The organism is Dactylosporangium sp. NPDC049140 (assembly GCF_040648435.1).
Map to the genome: position 1 here is coordinate 130,043 of NZ_JBEZDS010000004.1, position 24,267 is coordinate 154,309.

The following is a 24,267-nucleotide window of genomic DNA, read 5'->3' on the forward strand; positions in this document are numbered from 1 at the left end:
AGCCGTAGAGGATGGCCTGTGCCTGGGTCGTGGGAGATAACGCCTGGGCTGTGGGAGATAACGCCTGGGCCGTGGGCGGTGGAGGCTGGGCCGTCGGCGGAGGTCTGTGCGTCTCGGGCCTGAACGGAAGACTGTGCCGGGAAACTAGCGCGCCGCCGTCGAATCCCTGTGCGGGGTCGGCGGCGGCACGGTCGTCTTTCAGTGGGTAACTTTCCAGACCCAGACGTCGACCATGTGCTTCCCGGGGCCGAAGAACTGGTCCGCGGTCTGGTGTACCGCCTCGCTGTTGTTGTGCTGGTCCGGCAGCACCAGGTAGTCCGCCTGCCAGTAGGCCAGGTCGGCCTTTGCCTGGGCGAGCTGGTCCGGGGCGATATGCGGCACCGTGCCGTCGTTCGCCGCCGTGTTCAGGATCTGCATCGTCGGGCGGGTGTGCGGGCCGAACATGGCGGCCTTCTTCGGGTCGTTGTCGTCCGGGACCAGGAAGTAGCCGCCCGCGATGCGGAAGTCCAAGCCCGCGCCCTCGGTGGACCAGCGCATCACGTCCAGGCCCTCGAACCAGCCCATCGGGATGCCCACGACGATCGAGTTCTCCGGGATCTCCGCGCGCCAGGCATTGGTGCTGAAGAACGCGGGGATCGGGGAGCGCGGGGCGGCCGGCTGCGGGGTGGGTACGAGGGGTACCAGGGCGATGATCAGGGCCACCGCCCACAGCCAGCGGGCCGCCGGGGTCGTCTCCTCGAGCTCGGGACGCCTGTCCGTCTTGACGGCCACCGCGCCTTCGGACTTTTCCGGCATCGCCGACGACTCGGCGGCGAGCACGCCGCGCGGGTCGGGCCGGTCGGGGGCGGGGGAGTCGTCGGGGTCGGGTCCGGAGGGCTCGGCGGGGGGTTGGGGGCTTCCGGCGGTACCGCCAAAGGGGGTTGAACCGGCGACGGCGGGTGCCGGGAGGCCGACGACATAGCGGTCGATCAGGAGCGCGAGCATCACGCCCAGCAGCGGGGCGATCACCAGGCCCAGTCGCGTCGGCACGACGGAGTCGAAGAGCGGCAGCTCGTGGACCCACTTCCAGGGGCCGTGCCAGGAGGTGTCGGCGCCGTCGTACTTGATCACCGTGCCCAGTGACAGCAGGGCGAACACGAGCGCCGTGATGAACAGCGCGCGGGCGGCCCGCTGTCGCCACAGGGCCACGGTTCCGGCCAGTACCAGGCCCAGCAGCGGCCAGCCGAAGAACGTGTTCTCCTCGGTCGCGCCGCCCATCTTCTCGATCACCGACAGATCATCGGGCGCGAGGATGGAGCGGCGGCTGAACTCCTTGAACGAGGCGAGGTCGCTGGAGAAGCCGTGCACGAAGTCGGGCAGGCCGTGGTACGCCTGCGGGCCGAAGAACTGGTGGTAGAGCGGCACGGCGAGCAGTACGCCGGCGGCCACCGCGCCCACCAGCAGGGCCGGCAGCGCCGTGCGGACCGTCGGGAGGTACTCGCGCGGGTGCAGGTACGCCAGGAGGAAGATGAACATGGCGACCGCGGTGAGGAAGAGGATCTCCTCGTTGATGAAGCACTGGTAGAGCACCACGGCGCCCAGGACCAGGCCGCGGCGCACCGCGGGGCCGGGCTCGCGCAGGCGCAGGACGTTCCAGACGATGAAGGGGATCAGGAACTGCCCGGCGATGTTGGGGTGTCCGGTGCTCTGCGAGATCATCGAGGGGGCGAAGCCGCAGAAAAGCCCACCGACGTACGCGGCGGCCCGCGATGTGACAACATGCCGGGAAAGAATGTAATACCAAGCGGCCGCGGTGCCGGCGAGGGCGATGGTGTCGATGAGCACAAACGTGACGCCGGCGCCGAACAGTAACGTGATCGGTGCCAGCGGTAGTGCCAGGCCGAGAACGGAAGTGTTCGCCATGAGATTGACACCCACAGGCGCATTCAGCTGATCGGTGAAGAACGGGTTGTCACCGTGAGTGAAGAGGCGTGCCGCATGCGTCAGCACCCACTCGAAGAAGATCTGGTCCTGGTTGTTGTCGGCAAACATCCGGCCCTGTGGATCGGCCCACAGGTGCTGGAGCACCAGCACGGCGCCCACGACATAAGTGAGCAGCGCAACCGCCGTGACCCGGACCTCGCGGGTCTTCTCCCCGAATTTCACGGTGACACCATAGTTGCCGTCCGAAGTGCGGCGTAGGGGCTGGCGGGGGACTATCAACGCCGATACACTACGCCAGTTCTGCCAGACATGATCAGTATTCACGTAGGGGTGCAGAGTGCCGAATCCGGACGCGGCAATCCTCGGAGACCAGGCCATCCAGTCGGAGGTGCTCGAGGGCCTGGCGATGGCGAAGAACCACCGCAAGTGGTTCGTGGCGTTCGCGACGCCGTTCCTGGGCGATCATCCGATCGAGGTCTCCGCCGGTCTTGGTGACTACGCCGCGGAGTGGCTCGAGCACACCTCGAAGATGACGCTCACCGAGGCCGAGCACAGCCGCATCGTCGCTCTCAAGGAGCGTTTCGCCGACAATCCCGGCGTCAGCGTGCGCGAGCTGTTGCTGCCGAGCGACGTGAGCGCGGACCACAGCGCCGCGATCTCGTACAACGTGCTCGAGCACATCGACGACGACATCGGCGGGCTGCGCACCATGCGCTCGCTGGTCCGCCCGGGCGGCTACGTGATCAACGTGGTCCCGGCGTTCCCGTTCGCGATGGGCCCGGCCGACATCGCCACCGGGCACGTGCGTCGTTACACCAAGAAGACGATGCGCGCGGCCATGGACGCGGCCAACCTCGAGATCGTCAAGCTGCACTACGCCAACTCGCTGGGCCTCATCGGGTACTACGTGTCGACCTGCCTCCTCAAGCAGATGCCCGGCCCCGGCCCGATGGTCAAGTTCTACGACACCACGGTCGCCCCGCTGACCCGGCTCATGGAGCGCGGCTTCCGCCCGCCCTTCGGCCAGTCGGTGATCGCGATCGGCCGCCGCCCGCTCGAGGGCTGACGGCCGCGGCCCCGGACCGGGGCGCTCATCTCCTGCCCCAGGGCGTGCGAAGCCCTGGGGCATGCGCCGCGCGGTGGTCTGCCACCCGCGGCGTTTGTCGTTTCCGGCTCTCTCGCCCCAGGGCGTGCAAAGCCTTGGGGTATGCGCCGCGCGGTGGTCTGCCACCCGCGGCGTTTGTCGTTTCCGGCCGATTTGTGATGCGTCCGGTTCACCCGGAAAATCCCCCTTCGCGCCGCCCTCTGCGTGGGCCCGGACTCGCCTTGCGTGGCCGCCTTTCCCGCCGCTGATTTCGAGCCGGCTTACAGCACATTCGGCTCCGTCATACAAAATCATGAAATGTCCGAAATGTCGTGGCGCGCAGCGCCCGACATTTCGCTCAAACCCACGAACCGAACGGCTCGAGAAATCGGCCTGAACGGTGGCAATCCAAAAGGCGGCGAAAACGGAAAGGCGAACCGGAAGCGGTACCGTCGGGCCCGTGCCCACCCGCCTGCGCCGGCTCGTGCTGCCCGTGTTCTGCGCCGCAATCGGGCTGCTCGCGTTCTGGCTGGGAACGGTCGAGGGGTACGGCTTCGTGCGCTGGACCGGCCTGGTCGTGATCGGCCTGTCGGCCCTCGGCGCGGTCTTCGTGCTCATCGAGGACCGGCTCCCGGGCGCGCACGGCGCCGGAGTCACCGCCGCCGACCTGCGCCCGCTCGCCGCCACCCGCGCCGAGCTCGCGGCCCGGCTCGGCTGGGAGGTGCGCAACAGCGACGCGCGCCTGCTGGACTGGGCCCGTACCGGCCTGCTGGCCGACGGCGGCGAGCGCCGGGCCAACCACGTGCTGACCGGCGTGCGGCACGGGCTGCGGTTCGCGGTGTTCGAGTACGTCCGCCGCCGCCCCGGCGACGACGGCCCCGTCGGCACCACCGTGTGGATGGTGCTGCTGCCCGAACCGGTCCCGCCCTTCGAGCTCTGGCGCGATCCGCCGCACGCCGACCGGGCCGCCTACCGGCCCCTCGCCCCCGGCTGGTCATTCCGGGCCCCTCATCCCGCGGTGGTACCACCCGTGCTCACCCGAACCGCACTGGCCCGTCTGGAGGAGGGCGGCCTGGTCCACCTGCAGGCGGAGGGCCCGACGCTGATCACCCACCGCCCCGGGTTCGCCTCGGCCGGCGGCGCCCAGTTCATCGTCGTGCGGGACGTCGAGCGCCTGCTGGCCGTCGCCCAGGCGCTGCCGGCCGCATGAACCGTGCGCGCACGGGCGGTGTGAGCCTGCGCCGTGCGCGCACGGGTGGCGTGAGCGTGCGCCGTGCGCGCACACGGGCGGTGTAGGCGTGCGCTGTGCGCGCACGGGCGGTGTGAAACCGTGCGCCGTGCGCGCACGGGCCGTGTGAGCGTGCGCCGTGCGCGCACACGGGCGGTGTAGGCGTGCGCCGTGCGCGCACACGGGCGGTGTAGGCGTGCGCCGTGCGCGCACGGGCGGTTGAAACCGTGCGCCGTGCGCACACGGGTGGCGTGAATCCGCGCTCACACGGGCGGTGCGACGAAGCGCCACGCGGCCGGGACGACGCGCCAGGAGTACTCGGTGAACGGGCCCGTCAGCTCCCCATCGGCGTTGACGTGGAACGCGTCGCCGGTGATGTGCACCTCACGGGCCCTCACGTGCAGCACGTCGTCGCGGGACGGGTGGTCGCCGCGGCGCAGGGCCAGGGCGTACCCGGCCCGGGCGAGCGGACCGACGGCGAACGACACCGTGAGGTCGGCGAGCCCGTCGGCCGGGTCGGCGTCCGGGCCCAGGCGCCCGGTACCCCCGGCGATCGTCGGGGCATTGGACAACCCGGCCATGAGCACCCGGTGCCGGCCCCGGGCCACGACCCGCCCGTCGGCGCGGACCCGCAGCCGCCAGCCCTTCGCCGTGAACCCGGCCAGCACCGCGCCGATCGGGAACGCGGCGACGCGCAGCCGGCGCTTGAGCGGCAGCGCCCGCCGGGCCGCCTCCGCCCCGGCGCCCACGTGGACCGCGTTGACCACGACGCCGTCGCGGCCGGAGACGATCAGGTCCATCGGCCGCGGCGTGCCGGCGAGCGCCACCCGGGCCGCCGCCGCCGGATCGTCGACGGGGATCCCGGTACCGCGGGCGAAGTCGTTGCCCGTGCCCAGCGGAATGAGCGCCACCTCGCACCCCGCGGCCTCGCCCCGGCGCCACAGCACGCTGAGCGCGGTGTGCAGCGACCCGTCACCGCCGACGACGACGAGCCGCCGTCCGTCCCGGCGGCCGAGAACCCGCTCCATGTCGTCGTCGGCCCGGCAGGTGGCCAGCTCGACGTCGGCGCCGCCGCGCAGCACGTCGAGCACGGCGCCGACGGTGTCGGCCCCGGTACGCCCGGCGCGTTCGTTCGTCACGACCAGCACGCGGCCCACGATAAGGCCGCGGCCCGGCCCGCGCTCGTCGGCGACGCTCAGGGCGCCGGGGTCCAGCCGAGGGCCGGGCCCAGCCGCGTCGCGATGTCGGTCAGGATCTGCACGTAGTCCTCGTGCGCGAACGTGAACGGCAGGGCGAAGGCGACCTCGTCGATCTCGCGGAAGGCCGCGTGGGCGTGCAGGCGCTCCGCGATCTCCGCGGACGAGCCGACCAGGTCCGGGGCGAACATCAGGCGCGCCGGGCCCTGCGGTGCGGCCGTGCGCGGCGTGCGTTTGGCGGCGTACTCGAGGTACCTCTCCCGCTGCTCCGGCGTCGCGCTGTCGGTAGGGATGACGACGAGGCCCTGCGACACCCGGGCCCGGGCGCCGTCCGGGTGGGCCGCGCGGAACGCCCGGACGTGGGCGAGCTGGATCGCGGCGAAGTCGGGCGCCGGGTCGTCGGGGTCCTCGGCCTTCACGACACTGCTGGTGAGCAGGTTCATGCCGTGCTCGCCGGCCCACTGGGCCGAGCGCAGACTGCCGCCGCCGTACCACATCCGCGCGCGCAGACCCGGCGAGTGCGGCTCCACGCGGCGCGAGAACACCTCGAAGCCCTCGGTGCCGTCGAAGTCGCTGGCCGGCTCGCCCGCGACGAAGGACAGGAGGCGCTCGACCCGCGCGTACGTGAAGTCCTCGGCGTCGGCGGTGTCGGGATAGAGCGCGGCCCGGACGTGCTCGTACTGCATCGGCGGCCCGACGCTGATCCCGGGGTTGAGCCGGCCACCGGACAGCAGGTCGACGGTGCCCAGGTCCTCGGCCAGCCGCAACGGATTCTCCCAGCCCAGCGGCGTGACCGCCGTGCCCAGCTCGATCCGCGCCGTGCGCTGCGCGGCCGCGGCGAGCACGGTCAAGGGCGAGCTGATGCCGTACTGCAGGTGCCGGTGCCGCAGCCAGGCGCTGTCGAAGCCGAGGCGCTCCCCGAGCGCGATGACCTCGAGTGTGGACTCGTGTCCGGCCGCCGGGTCGGCGGGGTCGAACAGACCGATGGTGAGAAAGCCCAGCTTGTGCAGGGGCTGGCCGGCTGCCGGCATCGCGTGCTCCTCGAGTGTTTCATGTGGACGGTGCGAGGGGTATGCATCGGTCGTCCCGAACCCCCATCCCCGGAGGCTGTCATGTCGGCTCAGGCCGTGCTCTACCTCATCGCCATCATCCTGCTCGTCGTCGCCGCGCTGCCGGTTCCGGTGCGTGGCGTGAATCTCGCGTGTCTCGCCGGCGCCTGCGCGCTGCTGGCGTACGCCTGGCCGACCCTGACGGCCTGATCGGCGTCCCGGGTGCGGGGTAGGCTGCCGGCCGTGCGACTCACGGTCATGGGCAACGCCGGCGCCTACCCCGGCCCGGCGGCCGGCCGCGTCCTCGGGCCGGGCGGTGCGGCGTGAGCCCGTCGCCCCGCGAGCACGCGGTCGCGCAGTACGCCGCCACCGACGGCCGGCTCGCGGCCCGGATCGCGCTGCACCAGGGGTACAGCACGAATCCGCAGGCCTGGTTCGCGTGGCTCGCCGAACGCCTGCCCCGGGCCGGCGACGTCCTCGAGGCCGGCGCGGGTACGGGCGCGCTGTGGGAGCACGCCGGCACCGAAGACCCGGCGACGCTGACGCTCACCGACTTCTCCGCCGCCATGTGCGCGCGGCTGCGCCGGTTTCCGGCCGCCCGGGTGGTGCGGGCCGACGTGACGCGGCTGCCCTTCGCCGCCGGGAGCTTCGACGTGGTCGTGGCCAACCACATGCTGTACCACCTCGACGACCCCGGCGCCGGCCTGCGCGAGCTCGCCCGGGTCCTGCGCCCCGGCGGCCGGCTCGCCGCGTCGACCAACGGGCCCGGCCACCTCGCGGAGCTCGACGCCCTCGGCCCCGCCGTCGGCCGCCCCGAGACCCGGGTGGGTACGCGGCTCAGCGCCTTCGACGCCGAGTCGGGCCCGCCGCTCGTCGCGCGCCACTTCGCCGGGGTCGCGGTCGAGCCCTACCCGTGCGACCTGAGGGTGCCCGAGCCCGAGCCGATCCTGGCGTACCTCGACAGCCTGGCCGACACCCCGCTCACCGCGCCGGAGCGGGCGGCGGCCACGGCGCTGGTGCGGGCCCGCATCGCCGCGGAGGGCGCCTTCACCGTCGCCAAGCGGACCGTGCTCATCACCGCAACCCGGCCGTAAATCCGCGATACTCGTCTATGTGGCCAAGGAGCCGGGGTCGCCGTCGCTGCGCAGGTGGGTGCTGCTCGGCCTGCTCGCTCTCGGCGCCGGGATGGTGCTGCTGACCCTGCTGGTGGCGGGGGTCGCCGCCGTCGCGCTCGTCGACCGGCTCGAGGGGCCCGAGGTCTGGAACCGCTGGTCCGAGATCGGCGACTCGTTCGGCGTGCTCAACGGCGTGGTGTCGGGCCTGGCCTTCGCGGCGCTCATGGCCACGCTGTGGTTCCAGTCGCGGGAGCTGTCGCTGCAGCGCTTCGAGCTGCGCATGCAGCGCGACGCGATCCGGCAGTCCGGCGAGGAGCTGCGCCGCACCGCCGACGCCGGGATGCGGAACCTGCACTTCGAGCTGCTCAAGATGAGCATTCAAGACGCCGCGCTCGCCGATGTCTGGCCCGATCCGGTCCCGACGAGTGACGAGACGCGCCGCCGGCAGCTGCTGTATGCGAACCTGGTGTTTCAGCACCTGGCGTTGTCCATGACCCTCGCCGAACACACCGACGACGAGGCCCGCGAGGCCCTTCGTTACATCTTCGAGAGTGAGCTCATGCGCGAGTACTGGCTGCTTGCCGCGCCGGCGCGGCGCAAGACGCAGGTCTCCGGCTCCGGCCCGTCGCGCATGAGCCGGCTCGCCGACGAGGTGCTGGCCGAGTTCTCCGCGACGCGACCCGGGGCCGAGCAGCAGCCGGGCTGAACCCGGCCGCGGCCCGGCCCCGGGCCTCAGGCGGCCCGGCCCCGGGCCTCAGGCGGCCCGGCCCCGGGCCTCAGGCGGCCGGGATGTCGGGCCCGGCGAACACCAGCGTCGACCTGGTGATGACCACGATCCGCTCGTACGGCGCGAGACCCGCGTCCGCGGGCAGCAGTTTCCTCAGCTCCTCGGTGCGGTCGGTACCGATCACCGCGAAGTCGCCGTCGCTGAGTTCGAAGATGTCCGGGCAGGTCGTCTCCGTGACGCTGCCGCGCCGCCCGGGGGGCAGGCCGATCCGTTTGACGATCGAGGGTGTCTTGGTCTCCATGGCTGCTGCGAGCTCCTGTTTGCGGTTGGGAAGGGCCCGGTCGTGCGGCCGGACGTGATCTTCTAGGTGATCGCGCGGCCCGGATCCCACGGCCGGGCGGCACATCCGTACCTGTGACTCACGTCACACAGGGCGCCCGTGGGTTGGGTGCGGACCGGCGACCTACGAGTTCGCAGGTCACCAAAACGACCCACGCTGAGGCCGATCCCACGACGATCCAGACCTCGCCGAATCTATTGACTTTTATTGATTGCCGAGGGCGTCAATCCATGGAGTCATCCGAAGGCAGTTTCGAGGATGTCGCGAACCCGCTGGGATCGGAGCCGAGGGGGCACCGCCACTGGGACGCGGCTTCCGGGCCGAGGGTCGGGCACGCCGGTGACCACATCGAACTGGAGGACATACCCGCGCTGGTGCAGGCCGGCGCCGAGAAGGGGGAGGTGCTGTGGCGTCGACTCGAGAACGACCGCTTCCAAGGCATCTGGTACGACATGACCGAGATCGCGCTGGCGGACTACCTGGCGCCCACGGTGTCGGGCGTGGTCGCCACCGGCCGGATCGCCGTCCTATGCCGCGAGCGGGGCCGCCCGCTCAAGGGGTTCAGCGCCGTCCGGCTCGGCCGTGACGGCATCCGGGATCTCGTGTCCTCGACGATCGCGCACGGACTCGTGCGTTTCCGCGTGCTGGCGCTGGCGGGCTCGGGCTGGAGCTGTCAACGCAACGCCGCCATGACGACGTACGCCTTCGAGCTGTGCGTCGGCGAGTTCCCGAACATCTACAACGCCTGGGACCGGGCCCGAGCGCGCGAGCCGGGGCCGGTCGTGTCCCTGGACGCCGTGCGCGACACGCCGTACACGGACGCCGCCGAGGAGCGGCCCGGCGAAGTCATCCAGCGCCTGCTCCCCGACACCAGCGACGAACTGGCCGAGATCGTGGACCTCCGCTACGGGCAGGGCCTCGATCTGGGTCAGATCGCCACCAGAACCGAACGATCGCCACGCGCGATCGAGGGCTTGCTCTACCGCCTCAAGGGGCGGCTGAAGGAAATCCTTCCCGACCGTGGAGCCCGACCGCAAAAGAGGAACCATGAGCAATAACCACAGTCCCGACACCTCACAGGACGGGCGGGCGGCCGACGCGCCGCCCGCCCCGGACCCCGACGCCCGGGCGCTGCGCCTGGCGGGCCCGAGCACGGTGGCGACCGTCGCGGTCGCCGCCGCGCACGGGCGGTCCGGTGACCCGTACCACCTCGCCTACCTGGCCGCGCTGCGCCGCCTGGCCGGCCGGTCCCGCCGGGACCAGCGCGCGGGGGTGGAACAGATGATCGTGCTGCTCGGCCACGCCGGCCACGCCGGCGCCGCCCGGGCGGCGCTCGACGAGTTCATCGCGGGGTCGCTGACGCGGGCGGGCGACACGTCGACGGTGGGGCTCGCCCGCGCGCTCACCGCGCTCGAGGAGCCGGTGGAGCGGGGGCCCGAGCCCCCGCCCGGCCCCGCCGAACCCCGCCGCGCGACGCTGCGCCGGCTGTGGGCCATGGTCGGCATCCTGCGCCGCGGGGTGCGCCAGGAGCGGGCGATGTTCGCGGTCGCGGTCGCCGGCAGCCTGCTGTACTCGACCCTGACCGTCGGGATGGCGTATGCGCTGTACCGCTGGTACCTGACCGCCGGCGCCGGTCCGGTCGGCTCCTGGTCGCTGGCCCTGTCCGGCGTCGCCGTCGCCGCGCTGCTGGTCGGCCGGGCCGTCGGGCAGTTCGCCCAGCGGCTCGGCGCGCGGGTGGTGCAGATCCGGCTGCGGGCGCGGTACCAGCGGCTCGTCGCCGACGACTACGTCGACCTGTCGATGCGGTGGCACCGCCGCCACCCGGCCGGCGCGCGGATCGGCACGGCCCGCTCCGACACCGAGAACGCGTGGCGGCCCGTCGCCGCGCTGCCGGTCGCGGCCGGCGGCGCGGTCATCGTCGCCGCGACCCTGGCCGCCCTGGTCCGGCTCGATCCGCGGGTCGCGGGGGTCGGCGTCGTGCTGCTGGTCGCGCTGCTCGGCGCGAACCTCGCCTACCTGCTCGTCGTCAACCCGTACGTCGCCCGGGCCAAGGCGATGCGGGCCGAGGTCTTCGCGCTCAGCGGCGGCCTCGGCCAGTCCTCGCGGCGCCGGGAGCGCTTCGAGCGGGCGTCGGCCCGGCTGCGCGGCGCCGTGCTCCGGGTCCGCACCGTCCGCTCGGTGTTCGACCCGCTCATCGCCGCGCTGCCCGCCTTCGCCGGCCTGGCCGTCGTCGGCATCCTGGCCCTCGACGGCCGGACGGGCGCCGACGGGCGCCTGCTGGCCTCGCTGTTCCTGTTCACCGTGATCGCCTCGCCGGTGCGCAGCGCCGGCGCCCTGCTGGCCGAGCTGGCCGGCGGTGCGCCGGCGGTCCAGCGCCTGGAGCACGTCCTGTCGGCGGGCGAGCGCATGACCTACGGGGCGGGGTCCGCCCGCCCGTCCGCGCTCCCGGCGCCGCGGACGTCACCGGGCCTGATCTCCGGCGGCCGGCGGGCCGGGGCGCCGGCCGCGATGTCGTTCGAGTCGGTGACGGTCGCCGAGGACGAGCTCCGGCCGATCCTGCGCGACGTGACGCTCGAGCTCGGCCGCGGCCGGCTGATCGCGGTCGTCGGCGCGTCCGGCGCCGGCCGGTCGGCGTTCGCGATGCTCGCTGCGCGGCGGTTCGACCCCGACCTGGGCACCGTCCGCCTCGGCGGCACCGACCTGCGCTCACTGCGCCCGGAGGTGCTCGACGAGGCGATCGCGTTCGTGCCCGCCGCGCCGCACCTGTACGACGGCACCGTGCGCAGCACCGTCGCGCTCGGCCGCGAGCGGGTGAGCGACCAGGAGGTGTGGCGGGCGCTGCGGGCGGTGAAGGAGGACCGGTTCGTGGCGCGGCTGGCCACCGGGATCGACAGTCCCGTGCGCGCCGGCGGCGTCCGGTTCTCCCGGCGGCAGTACCGCCGGCTGCTCGTGGCGGGTGCGCTCGCCGGACGCCCGCAGCTGCTGGTGCTCGACGCCGACGGCGACGAGTTCGACGCCGGGCTGCTCGGGTCGATCCGGCGGTACCACGACGCCACGATCCTCGTCGTCACCGAGCAGGCCCAGGCGATCCGCTCGGCCGACGAGGTCGTCTACATCGACGCGGACGGGTCGATCGTCGCCCAGCCGCACATGACGCTCATGCGGACCAACCTGGCGTACCGGCGGCTGTTCCGCGGCTACCCGGGCCCGTCGGGGCCGCCCCGCAGGCCGGGCGACGGGCCGCGCCGCTCGACCGACGCGCTGTCCGCGCCGCCGAACCGCGCGTACGTGCGGCAGGGGCCGATCGAGTTCCTCGCCGCCGCGGCCGGCACCGCCTCGAGCGTCGTGCTCGCCGGGCCCCGCCCCGCCGGCCCGGCGGGCGATCCGGCGCGGAAGGTGGAGACGTGCTGACCCGGGCCCGGCGCCGCCCGCGGGGCGTGTGGTCGGCGGTGCCGCTGGGGGCCGGCCTGCTGCTCACCTGCGTGCTCGCGCTGGTCACGGTGGTCGGCCGGTTCGTCGTGCCGGTCGTCCTGCAGCAGGTGCTCGACGGCGGCCGGCTGGTGCCCCGCATGTCGGGCGCCCCCGCCGTGTGGTGGACCGTCGGCGTCGGCGCGCTCGTCGTCGCCGGGTCGGTCGGCGCCGCGTTCCTGCTGCACAGCCGGATGGCCCGGCGCAGCGAGATCCTGCTCGACGTCATGCGGCGGCGCGCGTTCCGGGTGAAGGCGCCCGACCCGGAGTCCCGGGACCGCACGGTCGCCGAGGCGGTCGACCACGTCGAGCACGTCAGCCAGTTCGTGCGCTGGTCCGGCCCGGCGCACCTGACCAACGGCGCGGCCCTGGCCGTCGCGGCCGCGGTGATGTTCGTGTACTCCTGGGCGCTGGCCGCGGCCGTCGTGCTCGCCTTCGTGCTGCTCGTGGTCACCCAGCGCCGGTTCGCCCGGCGGCAGGCGCGGTTGCGCAGGTCGCTGCAGGAGCTGGGGGAGCGCGTGCAGGCGCGGATCGTCGAGCTGGTGAGCCGGGCCGAGGACGGCTCGATCCGGGCGCTGCGGCTGCGCGCCGCCGCGGACCTCACCGCCGTGTCCCGGGACCGGGACCGGGAGGAGCTGCGGTCGGCCCGGCTCGACGCGGCGGGCTCGGCCTCGGCCGAGCTCGCCGTGGCCGCCGCCGTCGTGCTCACGGTCGTCGGCGGCGCGGTGCTCGGCCGCATGGGCGACATCTCGGAGGGCCGTCTCGCGGCGTTCGTCCTGGTGCTGATGACCGCGGTGGCACCGGCCCAGGCGGTCGTGGCCGGCCTGGTCGAGGAGCAGCGGGCCGCGATCGGCTGGCGGCGCGTCCTCGGCGCGATCCGGCAGCGCTCCTGGGCGCCGGTGGCGATCCTGGCCCGCCCGGCCCGCCGTCGGCTCTAGCGCGACCGGCCCGCGGCCCCGCCGGATCGGCGGCGGGGCCGCGGGTGTGTGCGAGCCGCCGGGCCGGCGTCGTGGGCGTGGGCGAGGTTCACCGCTTGACGGCGTCGTAGGAGACCCGGGCCGCCCCGACGGTCGGCAGGTGCTCCGCCGCCCACGTGCTCAGCTGCGCGAACAGCGGTCCCAGGCTCCGCCCGAGCGGGCTGATCTCGTACTCGACCCGCGGCGGGATCTCCGGTGTGTAGGTGCGGATGACCAGCCCGTCCCGTTCCAGCTGGCGCAGCCGCTGCGTGAGCACCTTCGCGGTGACGCCGCCGATGCGGCGTTCGAGCTCGCTGAAGCGCTGGCGGCCGTGCTCCTGCAGCGACCACAGGATCGGCGTCGTCCAGCGGCTGAACACGATGTCGACCACCGGCGCGATCGGGCAGGCCTGCTCCGGCGGGGTTTCGCTATCCCAGTTCATAGCCACTTTCCTCTAGGTACCTACTACCTTAATGATGCTAGCTTTCCGGAAGCCACCAGGAAAGGGAGCACATCATGATCGTGGTCATCGGGGCGACCGGAAACGTCGGACGTCCACTCCTCGCCGCCCTGCCGGACGCCCGGCCGGTGTCGCGCCGCACGGGCGCCGACCTCGCCGACCCGGCGAGCCTGCGCCCGGCGTTCGCCGGAGCCGAGGCGCTGTTCCTCATGGTCCCGGGGGCCGGCGGGCACCTCGACACGCCGGCCATCCTCGGCGAGGCGAGCGCGGCCGGCATCAAGCGGATCGTCCTGCTGTCCTCGCAGGCCGCCGGCACGCGGCCCGGCTGGCCGTCGCACGCCCCGCTGCGCACCCTCGAAGACCGGGTGAAGGACGCGGTCCCGAGCTGGACCGTGCTGCGGCCCGGCGGCTTCGCCAGCAACGCGTTCGGCTGGGCCGAGTCGGTCCGGGCGGGGCGCACGGTCGCGGCGCCGTACGCCGACGTCGCCCTGCCCATCGTCGACCCGGACGACATCGCCGCGGTCGCGGCCGCCGCGCTGCTCGACGAGCGGCACGCGGGCCGCACGTACGTGCTCACCGGCCCGGAGGCGACCACCCCGCGGCAGCGGGCCCAGGCGATCGGCGAGGCGATCGGCGCGCCGGTCGAGTTCGTCGAGCAGTCCCCCGAGGAGGCCCGGGCGCAGTTGCTCGGGTTCATGCCCGAGGTGGTCGCCGACGGTACCCTCGCCATCCTCGGCACCCCGGAACCGCAGGAGCGGGCGGTCAGCCCCGACGTCGAGCGGGTGCTGGGGCGCCCGGCGGGGACGTTCGCGGCGTGGGCCCGCCGAAACGCCGCCGCCTTCCGGTAGGCAACCGTGCAGTGGTACGTGATGGTTGTGCAGGTCAGAGGCCGATCAGGCGATGTCGTATGACCGACTTGCCGATCATGTGTCCGGCGGGCAACGGGTACAAAAAAGGAGGAACGCCGGTTGCTCTCGAATAGGGGTCTGTAGCCGATGGCTGGCATGGTGCCGTTCACCAACAACTACTCGGACCACTCGACCCGCGAGGGGTACCAGTTCGAGTTCAACTGCATGCGGTGCGGGAACGGGTACTCCTCCTCGTTCCAGCACTCCGTCACCGGCTTCGGCGGCCGCCTGCTGCGCATCGGCGGCGACCTGCTCGGCGGCGACATCGGCAACAAGGCCGCGCAGGTCGGCTGGGACGCGGAGTGGATGCGCGACGGCGTGCGCGGCTCGACCCGCGACAAGGCCCTGGCCAAGGCGGCCGAGGAGATGCAGTCGCACTTCACCCAGTGCCACCGCTGCGGCCAGTGGGTGTGCCAGCAGGTCTGCTGGAACCACGAGCGCGGCCTGTGCACCAGCTGCGCCCCGCGCCTCGACCAGGAGATCGCCGGCATGCAGGCGTCGGCCCAGGTCAACCAGCTGCACGAGCAGATCAACCAGGTCAACTGGACGCAGGGCGTCAACTACCGCGACCAGGCGGTGGGCCGGTGCCCGTCGTGCATGAACGAGACCGGTGGCGGCAAGTTCTGCCAGCATTGCGGCACCCCGCTCGCGGCCGCCCCGGCCCAGCAGAAGCGCTTCTGCGGCAACTGCGGGACACCGGCGACGCCGGGCGCGATGTTCTGCGCCGAGTGCGGCACGTCGACGGCCTGACGTGCAGTACCGGCTCATCGCCGACGGCGGTGCCCTGCTCGACGAGGGCGGCGGCACCGCCGAGATGGCCGGCGGGGCACTGGTCGTGACCCCCGAGCGGGGCGCCGTGCTGCGCGTCGCGCCCGGGGACGTGGTGGAGATCCAGGAGCCGCAGCCGTACGTCGTGCTGCTCACGCTCTCCGACGGCGCCCGGCTCGAGCTGAGCCGCATCGGCGTGATGCGCACCCAGCTGCTCGCCGAGCTGTCCGAGGCGCGGGTCGCCGACACCGAGCGGGTGCTGCTCCTCGACGGCGTCGGCAAGGCCGAGGCGTTCCCCGGGTGGGCCGACGGCTCCCCGGCCGAGCTGCGCCTCTACGACGACGCGCTCGTGGTCGTCCCCGCCGCCGGGCTCGCCGAGAAGATCCCGTACGCGTTCGTCAAGGGCGTCTCGACCGACAGCAGCGGGTACACCATAAATTTGCAGGTTCCGGGCCGGCCGCCGATCGTCGTCGGGCGGCTCGCCCGGCGCACCAGCGAGTTCCTCGACCTGCTGCGCGCCCGCACCGCCGCCGCATCCGGGCGCACCAGCCACTTCCTCGCCGCGCTGCTGCCCGGCCTCGGCCCGGTCGCGCTGCGCGCGGTCGCGGCGCTGCTGCGCGACGGGCTGGCCGCGCCGCGCGCCGGGCTCGAGGCGGTCGAGCCGACCGTGTTCCCCGCGCTGCTGGCCGCGGCCACCCGGCCCGACCGGGTCGCCGCGGCCGGGCACCTGCTGGGTCTGGGCCCGTCGTGGCTGGGCTTCAAACAGACGGTGTCGGTACAGCGGGAAGGCTCCGGCGCCGGCCCGTGGCACGACTCCGCTCGGCCGCCGGTGCTCGACCACGACGGCCGGGCCGGGGACTTCGGCGCGGGCCTGCCCGGGATGCTCGCCGCGGGCCTGATGTCGGGCTTCGACGGCCCGTTCGACTCCTACGGCCCGGGCCTCGCCTACGGGCTGCTCGGCACGGCGGGCGGCTTCCAGAGCCCGTCGGCCGGCGGCCCCCACCTGCCCCGCGCGGTCTTCCCGCACCAGCCGGTCACCCCCGCGTACACCGACTACGCGGCCCTGACGGACGCGGCCGACCCCGCGGTGCTCGCGTTCCTGCTGGTCCTGACCCCGTCCGGGCACCTGGTGTACGAGGTGCTCAACGCCGCCGACCACGCCACCTACGTGTTCACCTGCCGCGACGCCGACCAGGCGGCCCAGCTCAACCGGGCCCTGGACCTGCTCGGCTTCCGCGTCGAGGGCATCTACGCCGACGCGACCTCGGCCGGCTCCCGGTACCGCAAGGCGGCCGAGCGCCTGCCCGCGCTGCGGGTGCTGCGGGAGCGCTTCGCCGGGCGGGCCATTCATGACGACGGATGGAAACTGGCGATTTCACGGATCCCGGGCCCGGCCTGAGCCGCACACACTGACGCGCATCGCAGTATTCCCCACCTCCCGGGAGACAACGGTGCGAAACACCCCCGCCATCCGGCTCGCGCTGCGGGTCGGACTGCTCCTCACCCTCATGGGCTCGGCCGTCGCCACGGTCGCGTCCCCGGCGCTCGCCGACGAGATCGGCCAGGCGCCGACCTCGTCGAACATCACCGGCGACGGCAGCTTCGCCACCACCTCGGCGAGCATCTCCAGCACGGTCAGCGGCTTCGGCGGCGGCCGCGTGTACTACCCGACCGCCGCGGGCCAGTACCCCGTCATCGCGATCTCGCCCGGGTTCACCGCCACCTGGTCGAGCCTGGCCTGGATCGGGCCCCGCCTGTCCTCGTGGGGTTTCGTGGTGGTCGGGATCGAGACCAACTCGCTGTACGACCAGCCGGCCAGCCGCGGCAACCAGCTCCTCGCCGCGCTCAACTGGGCGGTCAGCTCCTCGCCGACGGCGGTGCGCTCGCACGTCGACGGCAGCCGCCGCGGCGTGGCCGGGCACTCCATGGGCGGCGGCGGCACCCTCGAGGCCCTCGCCGCCGATACGACGGGCCTGGTGAAGGCCGGCGTGCCGCTCGCGCCCTGGGACTCGGACAAGACCTGGAACAACGTGAGCGAGCCGGTGCTCATCGTCGGCGGCCAGTCCGACACCATCGCCCCGCCGTCGAGCCACGCGATCCCGTTCTACAACACCCTCGCGGGGCCGAAGACGTACGTCGAGCTGACCGGCGCGAGCCACTTCTTCCCGCAGACCAGCAACGCGACCGTCTCGCGGGCTCTGGTCTCGTGGCTGAAGCGGTGGGTCAGCCAGGACGCCCGCTTCACCCCGTTCACGTGCGGCTTCTCGGGCGCGGCGGTGTCGGGCTTCCGTACCAACGCCTGCTAGCCCTGGTTCGCCTCGGCCCAGTGGATGTTCCCGCGCTCGTGCACCTCGCCGATGCGCGGGAACATCCGTCCGATCCGGGGCAGCCGCCGGGCCACCTCGCGCGGGTCGTCGAAGTCCCAGGCCGCGCCGGCCGGCTCCGCCACCGGGGCCGGCGGCGTGCGCTGCGGCCACTCCCCGGCCGCCCAGTCGCCGGTCTCGCGCCCGGCGAGGCGCCGGATCTCGGGCACGTCGGCGAGCGCGTCCGGCTCGGCCCGGACCCGCGCGGCGGTGTCGGGGTCGAGGGCGACGACGATCCAGTGCTCGAAGGCCCGGAAGCCCGCGCCGGAACAGCGTCCGTCCATGATCTGGTAGGCCGCGCCCCAGAGGTCGGCCGTGTCGGCGTCCACGGGCGCGGAGCCTAGGGTTCCCGGGTGTCCGGCACATCGACGGTGGTGGTGATCCGGGCCAACGACGGGTGGCGGGGCGTCGACCCGAACCCGAAGCGCACCGGCGGCTCGACGTCCGTCAGCGCCCCGAGGTCGCGCCCGTCCCACGCGGCGGTGGCGGCGACTATCGGGTGGAGGTCCTGCGCGCCGTACCATTCCCGCCGCCCGTCGCCCGCACTGCCGCACGTGCGCACGCCCCGCAGCGCCAGCCGCGCCGGCCGGTCCAGGAGCCGCACCCAGCTCGGGTGCCGGGCGATCGGCGGCGGTACCGCGCGCAGCAGCCACCCCAGCCCGCTGCGCCGGCCCACGGTGAAGCGCAGCTCGAGTGGCCCGGCGGTGACCGCCCACGACCGCTCGACACGCACAGGCCCGAGCCGGACCTCGTCGAACGCGTACGTGGCGGCGACGAACCGGGCCAGCTCCGCGTGCGGCGCGAGGAGCACCCGATGCCCGTCGGGGCGCTCGACCATCACGTCACTGACGGGCCCGAAGGGCGAGCGCGGCCAGTGCCCGACCACGAGCCGCGTCCCGCTGCCCGTCCCCAACCCGGCGATCCACCCGTCGAACGTCAGCCGCACACGAACCTTCTCTAAAGCTCGGCCAGCGCGGCCCGGATCCGGTCCGCGGCCTCGTCCAGCGCGGCCGGGTCCGGGTTCTGATCGACCCGCCCGAAGTCGAAGTCGTCCATGCCCCACGTCGGGAAGACGTGGAAATGCAGATGTGGTACCTCGAAGCCGGCGACGACGAGCCCGACGCGCGGGGCGTCCCAGACGCGCTGGACCGCGCGGCCGATCGTCTGCGCGACCGCGGTGCACCTGGCCAACAGGGCCGGGTCGGCGTTCGTCCACTGGTCGACCTCCTGGCGCGGCACGACAAGCGTGTGGCCGGGGCGCAGCGGGGCGATGCTCAGGAACGCGGCGACGTCGTCGTCCTGCCACACGAAACGGCCGGGAAGCTCACCGGCGAGAATCTTCGAGAAGACGCTGCTCATGGACCTTCACTTTAGGCGGCGCGGCCCGGCACGTGGCGCGCGGACCTTGACCTCACGTGGCGCCGCGCAGCACGCGGCGCGCGGACTTTGCCCTCACGCGACGCTGCTCAGGCGCTGCCCAGCACGCGGCGCAGAGCCACCACGATCTCCGCCGGGGTGAAGCGTTGCCGGGCCAGGATCTCCGCGCGGCGCAGGGCCACGGCCAGGGCCGCCGGGGGAGCGGCGCGGACGACGGCGATCAGCCAGGCCTCCAGCAGGGTCGCGTCGGCCGGGAGCTCGAGGTCCTCGTCCGCAATCGGCGGTGGTGGGGCGCCGACCGGCGGCAGGGCGGCCGCGGCCGAGGCGTATCGGGCCGGTGGCACGCCCACCCGGTACGGGTGCACGCACGTCGGGGTGCCCGTGGCCGCGTGCACGCGGTAGCCGCGGCCGCTGTCGTACGGGACGGCCGGGCCGGGGCGGTCGGTGACGTCGAAGGAGCCCAGGGGCAGAGACTGGCCGGGGCAGGCCACGCAGGTGGCGTCGCGCAGGTCGTCCGGGCTCACCATTTGAAGGTACCGTCCGCGCATGAGCATCGGGCGCGCGCGGCAGGGCATCGTGTATCGGCAAGGGTCCCTCGGGCGCAGGCCCTCCGTGCCCACCGACGCCGCCCGGCTCGAGTCCCTCGCCCGGCGGCGGATGTCCGCGCGGGCCTGGGCCTACGTGGCCGGCGGGGCCGGGGAGGGCGCCACGATGCGGCACAACCGGGCGGCGTTCGAGCGGTGGCGGGTGGTACCGCGCATGCTGCACGGCATCACCGAGCGCGACCTGCGCACCGAGGTCGCCGGCACGCCCCTGGCCGCGCCACTGCTGCTCGCGCCCGTCGGGGCCGGGGCGCTGGTGCGGCGCGACTCCGACGTGCTCATCGCGCAGGGGGCGGCGGCCGCGGGGGTGCCGTACATCTTCTCGAACCAGGGCTGCAGCCCCATGGAGCGCACCGCGCGGGCGATGGGGGAGACGCCGTTCTGGTACCAGCTCTACTGGTCCACCGACGAGCGGCTGGTCGACTCGCTCATCGGGCGGGCCGAGGACTGCGGGGCGAAGGCGCTCGTCGTCACGCTCGACACGACGATGCTCGGGTGGCGGCCGCAGGACCTCAACCTCGGCTCGTTGCCGTTCGCGCGCGGGCAGGGCATCGCGCAGTACACCTCCGACCCCCGCTTCATGGAGATCGTCCGCGAACGCGCGGCCCGGCCGCCCGGGAAGGCACAGGTCACCCTCGGGGCCCTGCGCACGCTGCTGTCGATCGCGCGCGAGCACCCCGGCGGGACGTGGGCCAACCTGCGCTCGCGGGAGCCCCGCGCGGCGGTGGAGACGTTCCTCGACATCTACTCCAACCCGGGGCTGAGCTGGGCCCACCTGGAGACGCTGCGCGGCCGGACCCGGCTGCCGATCCTGCTCAAGGGCGTCCTGCACCCCGCCGACGCCCGGCGCGCGCTCGATGCCGGCGTGGACGGGATCGTCGTGTCCAACCACGGCGGCCGCCAGGTCGACCACACCGTGGCCGCGCTCGACGCCCTGGTCGCGATCCGCGCCGCGGTCGGCGATGAGCCCACGCTGCTGTTCGACAGCGGCATCCGTACCGGCGCCGACGTCTTCGTCGCCCTGGCCCTCGGCGCCGACGCGTGCCTGCTCGGGCGCCCGCACCTCTACGGCCTCGCGCTCGCGGGCGCCGACGGCGTGCGGCAGGTGATCGAGAACGTGCTGGCGGAGCTGGACCTGACGATGGGCCTGACCGGCGTGGCGAACCTCGCGGAACTGACCCCGGAAGCGCTGCAACCCGCGCCCTGAGGGCAGGATCGACGCATGAGAATCACGGGGGTACTGCTGCTCGCCCTGCTGCTCACCGCCTGTGCCCGGCCCGGTACGCAGCCGCGCAACACGCTGCCGACGCCCGGCGTGTCACCGTCCGTCGGCGCGTCGCCGTCCCTGGAGGAGGCGGCCGCCTGCCCCGAGGGCGGCGTGAAGATCACGGCCGACCGCGGCGACGCGGCCATGGGCTACCGCGAGATGGGCCTGCACCTCATCAACTGCGGCGACCGCCCGGTCACGGTGAACGGCCAGCCCGAGGTCGTCGTGCTCGGCAAGGACCGCGACGTGCAGGACATCGCGATCGTGCCCGGCGTGCGCCACAACGAGCCGGCCCAGCCGTTGACCCTGGCGCCCGGGCAGAGCACGACGGCAGTGCTGGCCTGGCGCAACACGTACGACGACATCAGAAAACCCCCGGTGAGCGGCGTGTACCTGTCCGTGGCCCCGGCCCCGGGCGGCCCGCGCCAGATCGTGCAGCCGCCCGTGCCGCTCGATCTCGGCTCCACGGGTCGCCTCGAGGTGAGCGTGTGGCTAAAGTGACGGACTGTGCGGATGTCGTACACGCACTACGAGCACGTAGATGACGTCATGACGCTGACGCTGGCGGAGGGGCCGGGCGAGAGCGGCACGATGCTGCGCTTCAGGCGCGGCACCTGGGAGGCCGAGCCGCACGAGGTGTCCAACGGCGACCGCGCGTGCGTGGAGTCGGCGGTGCGCGGGTGGCGCATGACGGGGGAGCGGCTGGAGATCGAGCTGCACGACGTACCGGCGGCGCAGCTGGGGGTCGGGCCGGACCTGGACCTCACCGTGGACGCGGCGCCGCCCCGGGTGTCGCGGGTGCACCGGGCCCTTGCCGACATCCTGCTGGACGTGCCCGAGCGCCGCTGAACGCGTGCGCCGCCGCTTTGTGCGCGTGTGCGCGCTCTGCTCTGTTCGTGCGCTGCTCCCGTGCGTGCGTGCGCCGTTGCTCTGCACGTGCGCTGCTGGATTCGTGCGCCGTTGCTCTGCACGTGCGCTGCTGGATGTGTGAGTGTCGTTGCTCTGTGCGTGCGCCGCTTTGTGCGCGCGTGCGTGCGCTGTGTGTGCACTGGTCAGTGTGAGCCTGCTGCCGCTCTGCGCGTGCGCGGCTGAATGCGCGCGCCGGTCATGCAAGCGCCGCTCAACGTGTGCGCCGCCGCTCTGTGCGTGCGCGGCTGAATGTGAGCGCCGGTCATGCAAGCGCCGCTGCTCTGCGCGTGCGCTGCTGAATGCGGGCGTCGGCCAGTGCGTGCGCCGCTGCTCTTGTGCGTGCGCCGCAGTTCTGTGCGTGCGCCGGTCAGTGCGAGCGCCGCTGAGCGGGAGCGCCGTTAGGAGGGCGCGATGCGTGCGGATGACAGCAGGACGCGCGCGGCCTGGCGGGCGGATTCGGCGGCGGCCGGTTCGCCGTGGTGGTCGGCGACCGCGGTGGCCCCCGCGACCAGCATGAGCAGCTGCCGCCCGGTCTCGGGCGGGTTCGCCGCGCCCGCGTCGATGGCGATGCCGGTCAGGAGCTGCAGGCGCCGGTCCAGGTGCCGGGCGGCCACGGCGCGCGCCGGGTCCTCGTGGCGCTGGGCGGCCGCGTTGAGGATCGCGCAGCCGCGGAAGTCGGGCTCCTCGTACCAGCGGCCGAGCGCGGTGAACACCGCGTCGAGCCGGGCGAACGGGTCGTCACCGGCGGCCAGCGCGGCCTCCGCCAACCATGCGCTGACCCGGTCGCTGCGCTGCTCCAGCACGGCGCGGACCAGGCCCTCCTTGGAGCCGAAGTGCCGGTACAACGTCTCCTTCGACGCCCCGACCGCCGCACACAGCTCCGCGACCCCGATGCCGTCGAGCCCGCGCTCGTAGAACAGCCGGGTCGCCGCGGCGAGCAGGGCCGCGCGCGTCTGCGCCGGATCGAGCTGCGCGCCTTTCGCAACGGGCATGCAGAGATGGTACCGCCCGGTTCGATCACCTGCTACGGTGACGCCAGATCGAACCGATCGGTTCCATCACGCGATTGGGGACGCCAGTGGACCACCTCTTCGATGACCCTCCACCCCGCCCGGGACCGCCCGCGGCGATGGCCACCCCGGCCCTGCCCAGCGGCGACGCCCTGCTCCCGGCGGTGTTACTGACCCCGGCAGGCGAGGGCCCGCACCCGCTCGTGGTGGTCCTCAACGGCTTCCCGGGCAACGAGCGCAACGCGGACCTGGCCCAGGCGCTGCGCCGTCTCGGTTACGCGACGCTGAGCTTCCACTACCGCGGGTCATGGGGCACGCCCGGCACCTGGTCATGGGCGGGCGTCCAGGCCGACGTCGCCAACGTCCTGTCACTGATCCGCGACGGTGCGCTCGCAGGCTTCGCCGTCGACCCGACCCGTGTCGCGTTGGTGGGGCACAGCCTCGGCGGTTTCACGGCCCTCCGTGCGGCGGCCGCCGACCCCGGCATCCGGGCCGTGGCCGTGCTAGCGCCCTTCGATCTCGGCGCGGCCGGTGACCTGGCCGCGGGCGACACCGCGCGGCACGCGGCCTACGTGCGGGACTTCGACGGCGAGCTGCTGCCGTTGCGCGGTACCAGCGGCGCCGCCCTCGTCGACGAGATGGTCGCGGCGGCCGCGGACTGGCGCCTGAGTGCCCTCGCCGAGCGCCTCGCGGACCGGCCGGTGCTGCTCGTAGGCGGTGACCGCGACGCCGTGGCCGATCCGGATGTGCATTTCCGTCCATTACTGCGGTCGTACGCCACGAATCCTGCACTCGAGCATGCCCTCCTCGACACCGATCACGCGCTGTCCGACCGGCGGGTGGCCATGATCCGCCTCGTGGCCGGGTTCCTGGGCCGTGTGCTGCCGGTCGGATGAGCGGGCCGATGCGCCGCCTCGCGCTGGGCAGCGCCACCGCGATCGGGCTCGGCCGTTTCGCGTACGGTCTCGTGCTCCCCGCGATGGCCGGCAACCTCGGCTGGTCGTTCGGCACGGCGGCGACGCTCGCCGTGGCCAACGGGGTCGGGTACCTCGCCGGGGCGCTGGCCACGCCGGGGGCCGAACGCCGCTGGGGCCCGCGGGCCGTGTTCCGGGCCGGGATGGTGTTGTGCACGGTGTCGCTGGCCGCGACCGCCGTCACGGGGGATGAGTACGCGGTGGTGTTGTCCGCCCGTGCGGTGACCGGGTTCGCGGGGGCGCTCGTGTTCGTGTCCGGGGCGGTGCTGGCCCCGGGGCGCGGGTTCTTCGCCGGGGCCGGGCTGGGGGTCGCGGCGGCCGGGGCGGTGTTGCCGCCGCTGCTCGCGGGGGATGTGGGGCGCTGGCCCCTCGCCTGGCTGTACCTGGCCGTTGTGGCCGCCGTGTGCACGGCCGGGTCGTGGCGTATGGCCGAGGGGAGCCGGCCGAAAGAACCGGAGATGAGTGCGCCGCCCGTGCCGCCCGGACCGTCCGTACCGCGGGTGCGGTCTGGACCGTTCGTGCCGTCTGGACCGCTCGTGCCGT

Annotated in this window: 27 protein-coding genes; 17 read left to right on the forward strand and 10 right to left on the reverse strand. The window is 73.6% G+C overall.

The window, feature by feature from the left end:
- Positions 1-198 precede the first annotated feature (198 nt).
- Positions 199-2,145, reverse strand: coding sequence for a DUF6541 family protein (locus AB0B76_RS09450; RefSeq protein WP_360372072.1), 1,947 nt, complete (start codon positions 2,143-2,145; stop codon positions 199-201).
- A gap of 184 nt (positions 2,146-2,329) precedes the next feature.
- Between AB0B76_RS09450 and AB0B76_RS09455 the strand changes: the two genes are divergently transcribed.
- Positions 2,330-2,989, forward strand: coding sequence for a methyltransferase (locus AB0B76_RS09455; RefSeq protein ID WP_360372729.1), 660 nt, complete (start codon positions 2,330-2,332; stop codon positions 2,987-2,989).
- A gap of 478 nt (positions 2,990-3,467) precedes the next feature.
- Entirely contained in the window at positions 3,468-4,217 is a 750-nt protein-coding gene (locus AB0B76_RS09460; protein WP_360372075.1) for a hypothetical protein, read from the forward strand.
- Positions 4,218-4,498: 281 nt separating this feature from the next.
- Here AB0B76_RS09460 and AB0B76_RS09465 read toward each other — a convergent pair whose 3' ends face one another.
- Positions 4,499-5,383 carry a diacylglycerol kinase family protein gene (locus tag AB0B76_RS09465; protein ID WP_360372078.1) on the reverse strand — a complete coding sequence of 295 codons (885 nt, stop codon included), beginning with the start codon at positions 5,381-5,383 and terminating at the stop codon, positions 4,499-4,501.
- Positions 5,384-5,430: 47 nt separating this feature from the next.
- A complete protein-coding gene (locus tag AB0B76_RS09470) occupies positions 5,431-6,462 on the reverse strand; it encodes an LLM class flavin-dependent oxidoreductase (protein ID WP_360372081.1) in 1,032 nt (343 codons plus the stop codon).
- A gap of 81 nt (positions 6,463-6,543) precedes the next feature.
- Between AB0B76_RS09470 and AB0B76_RS09475 the strand changes: the two genes are divergently transcribed.
- The 3 genes from AB0B76_RS09475 (at position 6,544) to AB0B76_RS09485 (ending at position 8,301) form a co-directional block, all read left to right on the forward strand.
- Positions 6,544-6,690 carry a hypothetical protein gene (locus AB0B76_RS09475; RefSeq protein WP_360372084.1) on the forward strand — a complete coding sequence of 49 codons (147 nt, stop codon included), beginning with the start codon at positions 6,544-6,546 and terminating at the stop codon, positions 6,688-6,690.
- A gap of 113 nt (positions 6,691-6,803) precedes the next feature.
- Positions 6,804-7,574 (forward strand): class I SAM-dependent methyltransferase, encoded by a 771-nt coding sequence (locus AB0B76_RS09480; RefSeq protein ID WP_360372088.1) that lies wholly within the window; start codon positions 6,804-6,806, stop codon positions 7,572-7,574.
- A gap of 19 nt (positions 7,575-7,593) precedes the next feature.
- Positions 7,594-8,301 carry a DUF6082 family protein gene (locus tag AB0B76_RS09485; RefSeq protein ID WP_360372091.1) on the forward strand — a complete coding sequence of 236 codons (708 nt, stop codon included), beginning with the start codon at positions 7,594-7,596 and terminating at the stop codon, positions 8,299-8,301.
- 70 nt (positions 8,302-8,371) lie between these two features.
- Here the strand turns inward: AB0B76_RS09485 and AB0B76_RS09490 are convergent, their stop codons facing one another.
- Positions 8,372-8,623, reverse strand: coding sequence for a hypothetical protein (locus tag AB0B76_RS09490; RefSeq protein ID WP_360372094.1), 252 nt, complete (start codon positions 8,621-8,623; stop codon positions 8,372-8,374).
- 269 nt (positions 8,624-8,892) lie between these two features.
- Here AB0B76_RS09490 and AB0B76_RS09495 point away from each other — a divergent pair, with 269 nt between their 5' ends.
- Genes AB0B76_RS09495 through AB0B76_RS09505 form a run of 3 tightly spaced genes read left to right on the forward strand, consistent with a single transcriptional unit; the run spans position 8,893 to position 13,068 of the window.
- Complete coding sequence (locus AB0B76_RS09495; protein WP_360372097.1) at positions 8,893-9,720, forward strand: hypothetical protein; 828 nt, start codon at positions 8,893-8,895, stop codon at positions 9,718-9,720.
- Positions 9,710-12,073 (forward strand): ABC transporter ATP-binding protein, encoded by a 2,364-nt coding sequence (locus tag AB0B76_RS09500; RefSeq protein WP_360372100.1) that lies wholly within the window; start codon positions 9,710-9,712, stop codon positions 12,071-12,073. Before AB0B76_RS09495 ends, AB0B76_RS09500 begins: the two co-directional genes overlap by 11 nt.
- On the forward strand, positions 12,067-13,068 hold the full coding sequence (locus AB0B76_RS09505; protein ID WP_360372103.1) for an ABC transporter transmembrane domain-containing protein: 1,002 nt from the start codon (positions 12,067-12,069) through the stop codon (positions 13,066-13,068). Before AB0B76_RS09500 ends, AB0B76_RS09505 begins: the two co-directional genes overlap by 7 nt.
- 88 nt (positions 13,069-13,156) lie before the next feature.
- Here the strand turns inward: AB0B76_RS09505 and AB0B76_RS09510 are convergent, their stop codons facing one another.
- Entirely contained in the window at positions 13,157-13,528 is a 372-nt protein-coding gene (locus AB0B76_RS09510; RefSeq protein ID WP_360372106.1) for a helix-turn-helix domain-containing protein, read from the reverse strand.
- A gap of 74 nt (positions 13,529-13,602) precedes the next feature.
- Here AB0B76_RS09510 and AB0B76_RS09515 point away from each other — a divergent pair, with 74 nt between their 5' ends.
- The 4 genes from AB0B76_RS09515 (at position 13,603) to AB0B76_RS09530 (ending at position 17,528) form a co-directional block, all read left to right on the forward strand.
- Positions 13,603-14,394: an NAD(P)H-binding protein gene (locus tag AB0B76_RS09515; protein WP_360372109.1), complete on the forward strand. Its 792-nt coding sequence runs from the start codon at positions 13,603-13,605 to the stop codon at positions 14,392-14,394.
- Positions 14,395-14,541: 147 nt separating this feature from the next.
- Positions 14,542-15,204, forward strand: coding sequence for a zinc ribbon domain-containing protein (locus tag AB0B76_RS09520; RefSeq protein WP_360372111.1), 663 nt, complete (start codon positions 14,542-14,544; stop codon positions 15,202-15,204).
- Between the two features lies 1 nt (position 15,205).
- The gene (locus AB0B76_RS09525) at positions 15,206-16,621 is read left to right on the forward strand and encodes a hypothetical protein (protein ID WP_360372114.1); all 1,416 of its coding nucleotides are present in this window, start codon (positions 15,206-15,208) and stop codon (positions 16,619-16,621) included.
- Between the two features lie 52 nt (positions 16,622-16,673).
- On the forward strand, positions 16,674-17,528 hold the full coding sequence (locus AB0B76_RS09530; protein WP_360372117.1) for an alpha/beta hydrolase: 855 nt from the start codon (positions 16,674-16,676) through the stop codon (positions 17,526-17,528).
- On the opposite strand, the gene AB0B76_RS09535 is transcribed toward AB0B76_RS09530, so the two are convergent.
- The 4 genes from AB0B76_RS09535 to AB0B76_RS09550 form a co-directional block, all read right to left on the reverse strand.
- Positions 17,525-17,914, reverse strand: coding sequence for a DUF4240 domain-containing protein (locus AB0B76_RS09535; protein WP_360372119.1), 390 nt, complete (start codon positions 17,912-17,914; stop codon positions 17,525-17,527). The genes AB0B76_RS09530 and AB0B76_RS09535 overlap by 4 nt on opposite strands.
- An 11-nt stretch (positions 17,915-17,925) precedes the next feature.
- The gene (locus tag AB0B76_RS09540) at positions 17,926-18,531 is read right to left on the reverse strand and encodes a hypothetical protein (RefSeq protein WP_360372122.1); all 606 of its coding nucleotides are present in this window, start codon (positions 18,529-18,531) and stop codon (positions 17,926-17,928) included.
- 11 nt (positions 18,532-18,542) lie between these two features.
- Entirely contained in the window at positions 18,543-18,944 is a 402-nt protein-coding gene (locus tag AB0B76_RS09545) for an HIT family protein (protein WP_360372125.1), read from the reverse strand.
- Positions 18,945-19,051: 107 nt separating this feature from the next.
- Positions 19,052-19,489, reverse strand: coding sequence for a hypothetical protein (locus AB0B76_RS09550; protein ID WP_360372128.1), 438 nt, complete (start codon positions 19,487-19,489; stop codon positions 19,052-19,054).
- A 19-nt stretch (positions 19,490-19,508) separates the two neighbouring features.
- Here AB0B76_RS09550 and AB0B76_RS09555 point away from each other — a divergent pair, with 19 nt between their 5' ends.
- The 3 genes from AB0B76_RS09555 to AB0B76_RS09565 are packed head-to-tail and all read left to right on the forward strand — an operon-like array spanning position 19,509 to position 21,680.
- Positions 19,509-20,771 carry an alpha-hydroxy-acid oxidizing protein gene (locus AB0B76_RS09555; RefSeq protein WP_360372131.1) on the forward strand — a complete coding sequence of 421 codons (1,263 nt, stop codon included), beginning with the start codon at positions 19,509-19,511 and terminating at the stop codon, positions 20,769-20,771.
- Between the two features lie 15 nt (positions 20,772-20,786).
- A complete protein-coding gene (locus AB0B76_RS09560) occupies positions 20,787-21,332 on the forward strand; it encodes a DUF4232 domain-containing protein (protein WP_360372134.1) in 546 nt (181 codons plus the stop codon).
- Positions 21,333-21,344: 12 nt separating this feature from the next.
- Positions 21,345-21,680, forward strand: a complete 336-nt coding sequence (locus tag AB0B76_RS09565) for a hypothetical protein (protein ID WP_360372137.1) — start codon at positions 21,345-21,347, stop codon at positions 21,678-21,680.
- A gap of 458 nt (positions 21,681-22,138) precedes the next feature.
- On the opposite strand, the gene AB0B76_RS09570 is transcribed toward AB0B76_RS09565, so the two are convergent.
- Positions 22,139-22,732, reverse strand: a complete 594-nt coding sequence (locus tag AB0B76_RS09570; RefSeq protein ID WP_360372140.1) for a TetR/AcrR family transcriptional regulator — start codon at positions 22,730-22,732, stop codon at positions 22,139-22,141.
- Positions 22,733-22,869: 137 nt separating this feature from the next.
- Between AB0B76_RS09570 and AB0B76_RS09575 the strand changes: the two genes are divergently transcribed.
- Positions 22,870-23,646, forward strand: coding sequence for an alpha/beta fold hydrolase (locus AB0B76_RS09575; protein ID WP_360372143.1), 777 nt, complete (start codon positions 22,870-22,872; stop codon positions 23,644-23,646).
- Positions 23,643-24,267, forward strand: a 625-nt coding sequence (locus AB0B76_RS09580) for a YbfB/YjiJ family MFS transporter (RefSeq protein ID WP_360372146.1), incomplete at its 3' end; no start/stop codon positions are given. The genes AB0B76_RS09575 and AB0B76_RS09580, both read left to right, overlap by 4 nt.

Bases quoted from the DNA above. Each gene is read 5' to 3' on its own strand.
- AB0B76_RS09575 (WP_360372143.1), top strand. From the start codon at position 22,870: ATGGCCACCCCGGCCCTGCCCAGCGGCGACGCCCTGCTCCCGGCGGTG.
- AB0B76_RS09570 (WP_360372140.1), bottom strand. From the start codon at position 22,732: ATGCCCGTTGCGAAAGGCGCGCAGCTCGATCCGGCGCAGACGCGCGCG.
- AB0B76_RS09455 (WP_360372729.1), top strand. From the start codon at position 2,330: ATGGCGAAGAACCACCGCAAGTGGTTCGTGGCGTTCGCGACGCCGTTC.
- AB0B76_RS09515 (WP_360372109.1), top strand. From the start codon at position 13,603: ATGATCGTGGTCATCGGGGCGACCGGAAACGTCGGACGTCCACTCCTC.
- AB0B76_RS09560 (WP_360372134.1), top strand. From the start codon at position 20,787: ATGAGAATCACGGGGGTACTGCTGCTCGCCCTGCTGCTCACCGCCTGT.
- AB0B76_RS09510 (WP_360372106.1), bottom strand. From the start codon at position 13,528: ATGAACTGGGATAGCGAAACCCCGCCGGAGCAGGCCTGCCCGATCGCG.
- AB0B76_RS09500 (WP_360372100.1), top strand. From the start codon at position 9,710: ATGAGCAATAACCACAGTCCCGACACCTCACAGGACGGGCGGGCGGCC.
- AB0B76_RS09565 (WP_360372137.1), top strand. From the start codon at position 21,345: ATGTCGTACACGCACTACGAGCACGTAGATGACGTCATGACGCTGACG.
- AB0B76_RS09545 (WP_360372125.1), bottom strand. From the start codon at position 18,944: ATGAGCAGCGTCTTCTCGAAGATTCTCGCCGGTGAGCTTCCCGGCCGT.
- AB0B76_RS09490 (WP_360372094.1), bottom strand. From the start codon at position 8,623: ATGGAGACCAAGACACCCTCGATCGTCAAACGGATCGGCCTGCCCCCC.
- AB0B76_RS09555 (WP_360372131.1), top strand. From the start codon at position 19,509: ATGAGCATCGGGCGCGCGCGGCAGGGCATCGTGTATCGGCAAGGGTCC.
- AB0B76_RS09475 (WP_360372084.1), top strand. From the start codon at position 6,544: ATGTCGGCTCAGGCCGTGCTCTACCTCATCGCCATCATCCTGCTCGTC.
- AB0B76_RS09470 (WP_360372081.1), bottom strand. From the start codon at position 6,462: ATGCCGGCAGCCGGCCAGCCCCTGCACAAGCTGGGCTTTCTCACCATC.
- AB0B76_RS09520 (WP_360372111.1), top strand. From the start codon at position 14,542: ATGGCTGGCATGGTGCCGTTCACCAACAACTACTCGGACCACTCGACC.
- AB0B76_RS09550 (WP_360372128.1), bottom strand. From the start codon at position 19,489: ATGGTGAGCCCGGACGACCTGCGCGACGCCACCTGCGTGGCCTGCCCC.
- AB0B76_RS09495 (WP_360372097.1), top strand. From the start codon at position 8,893: ATGGAGTCATCCGAAGGCAGTTTCGAGGATGTCGCGAACCCGCTGGGA.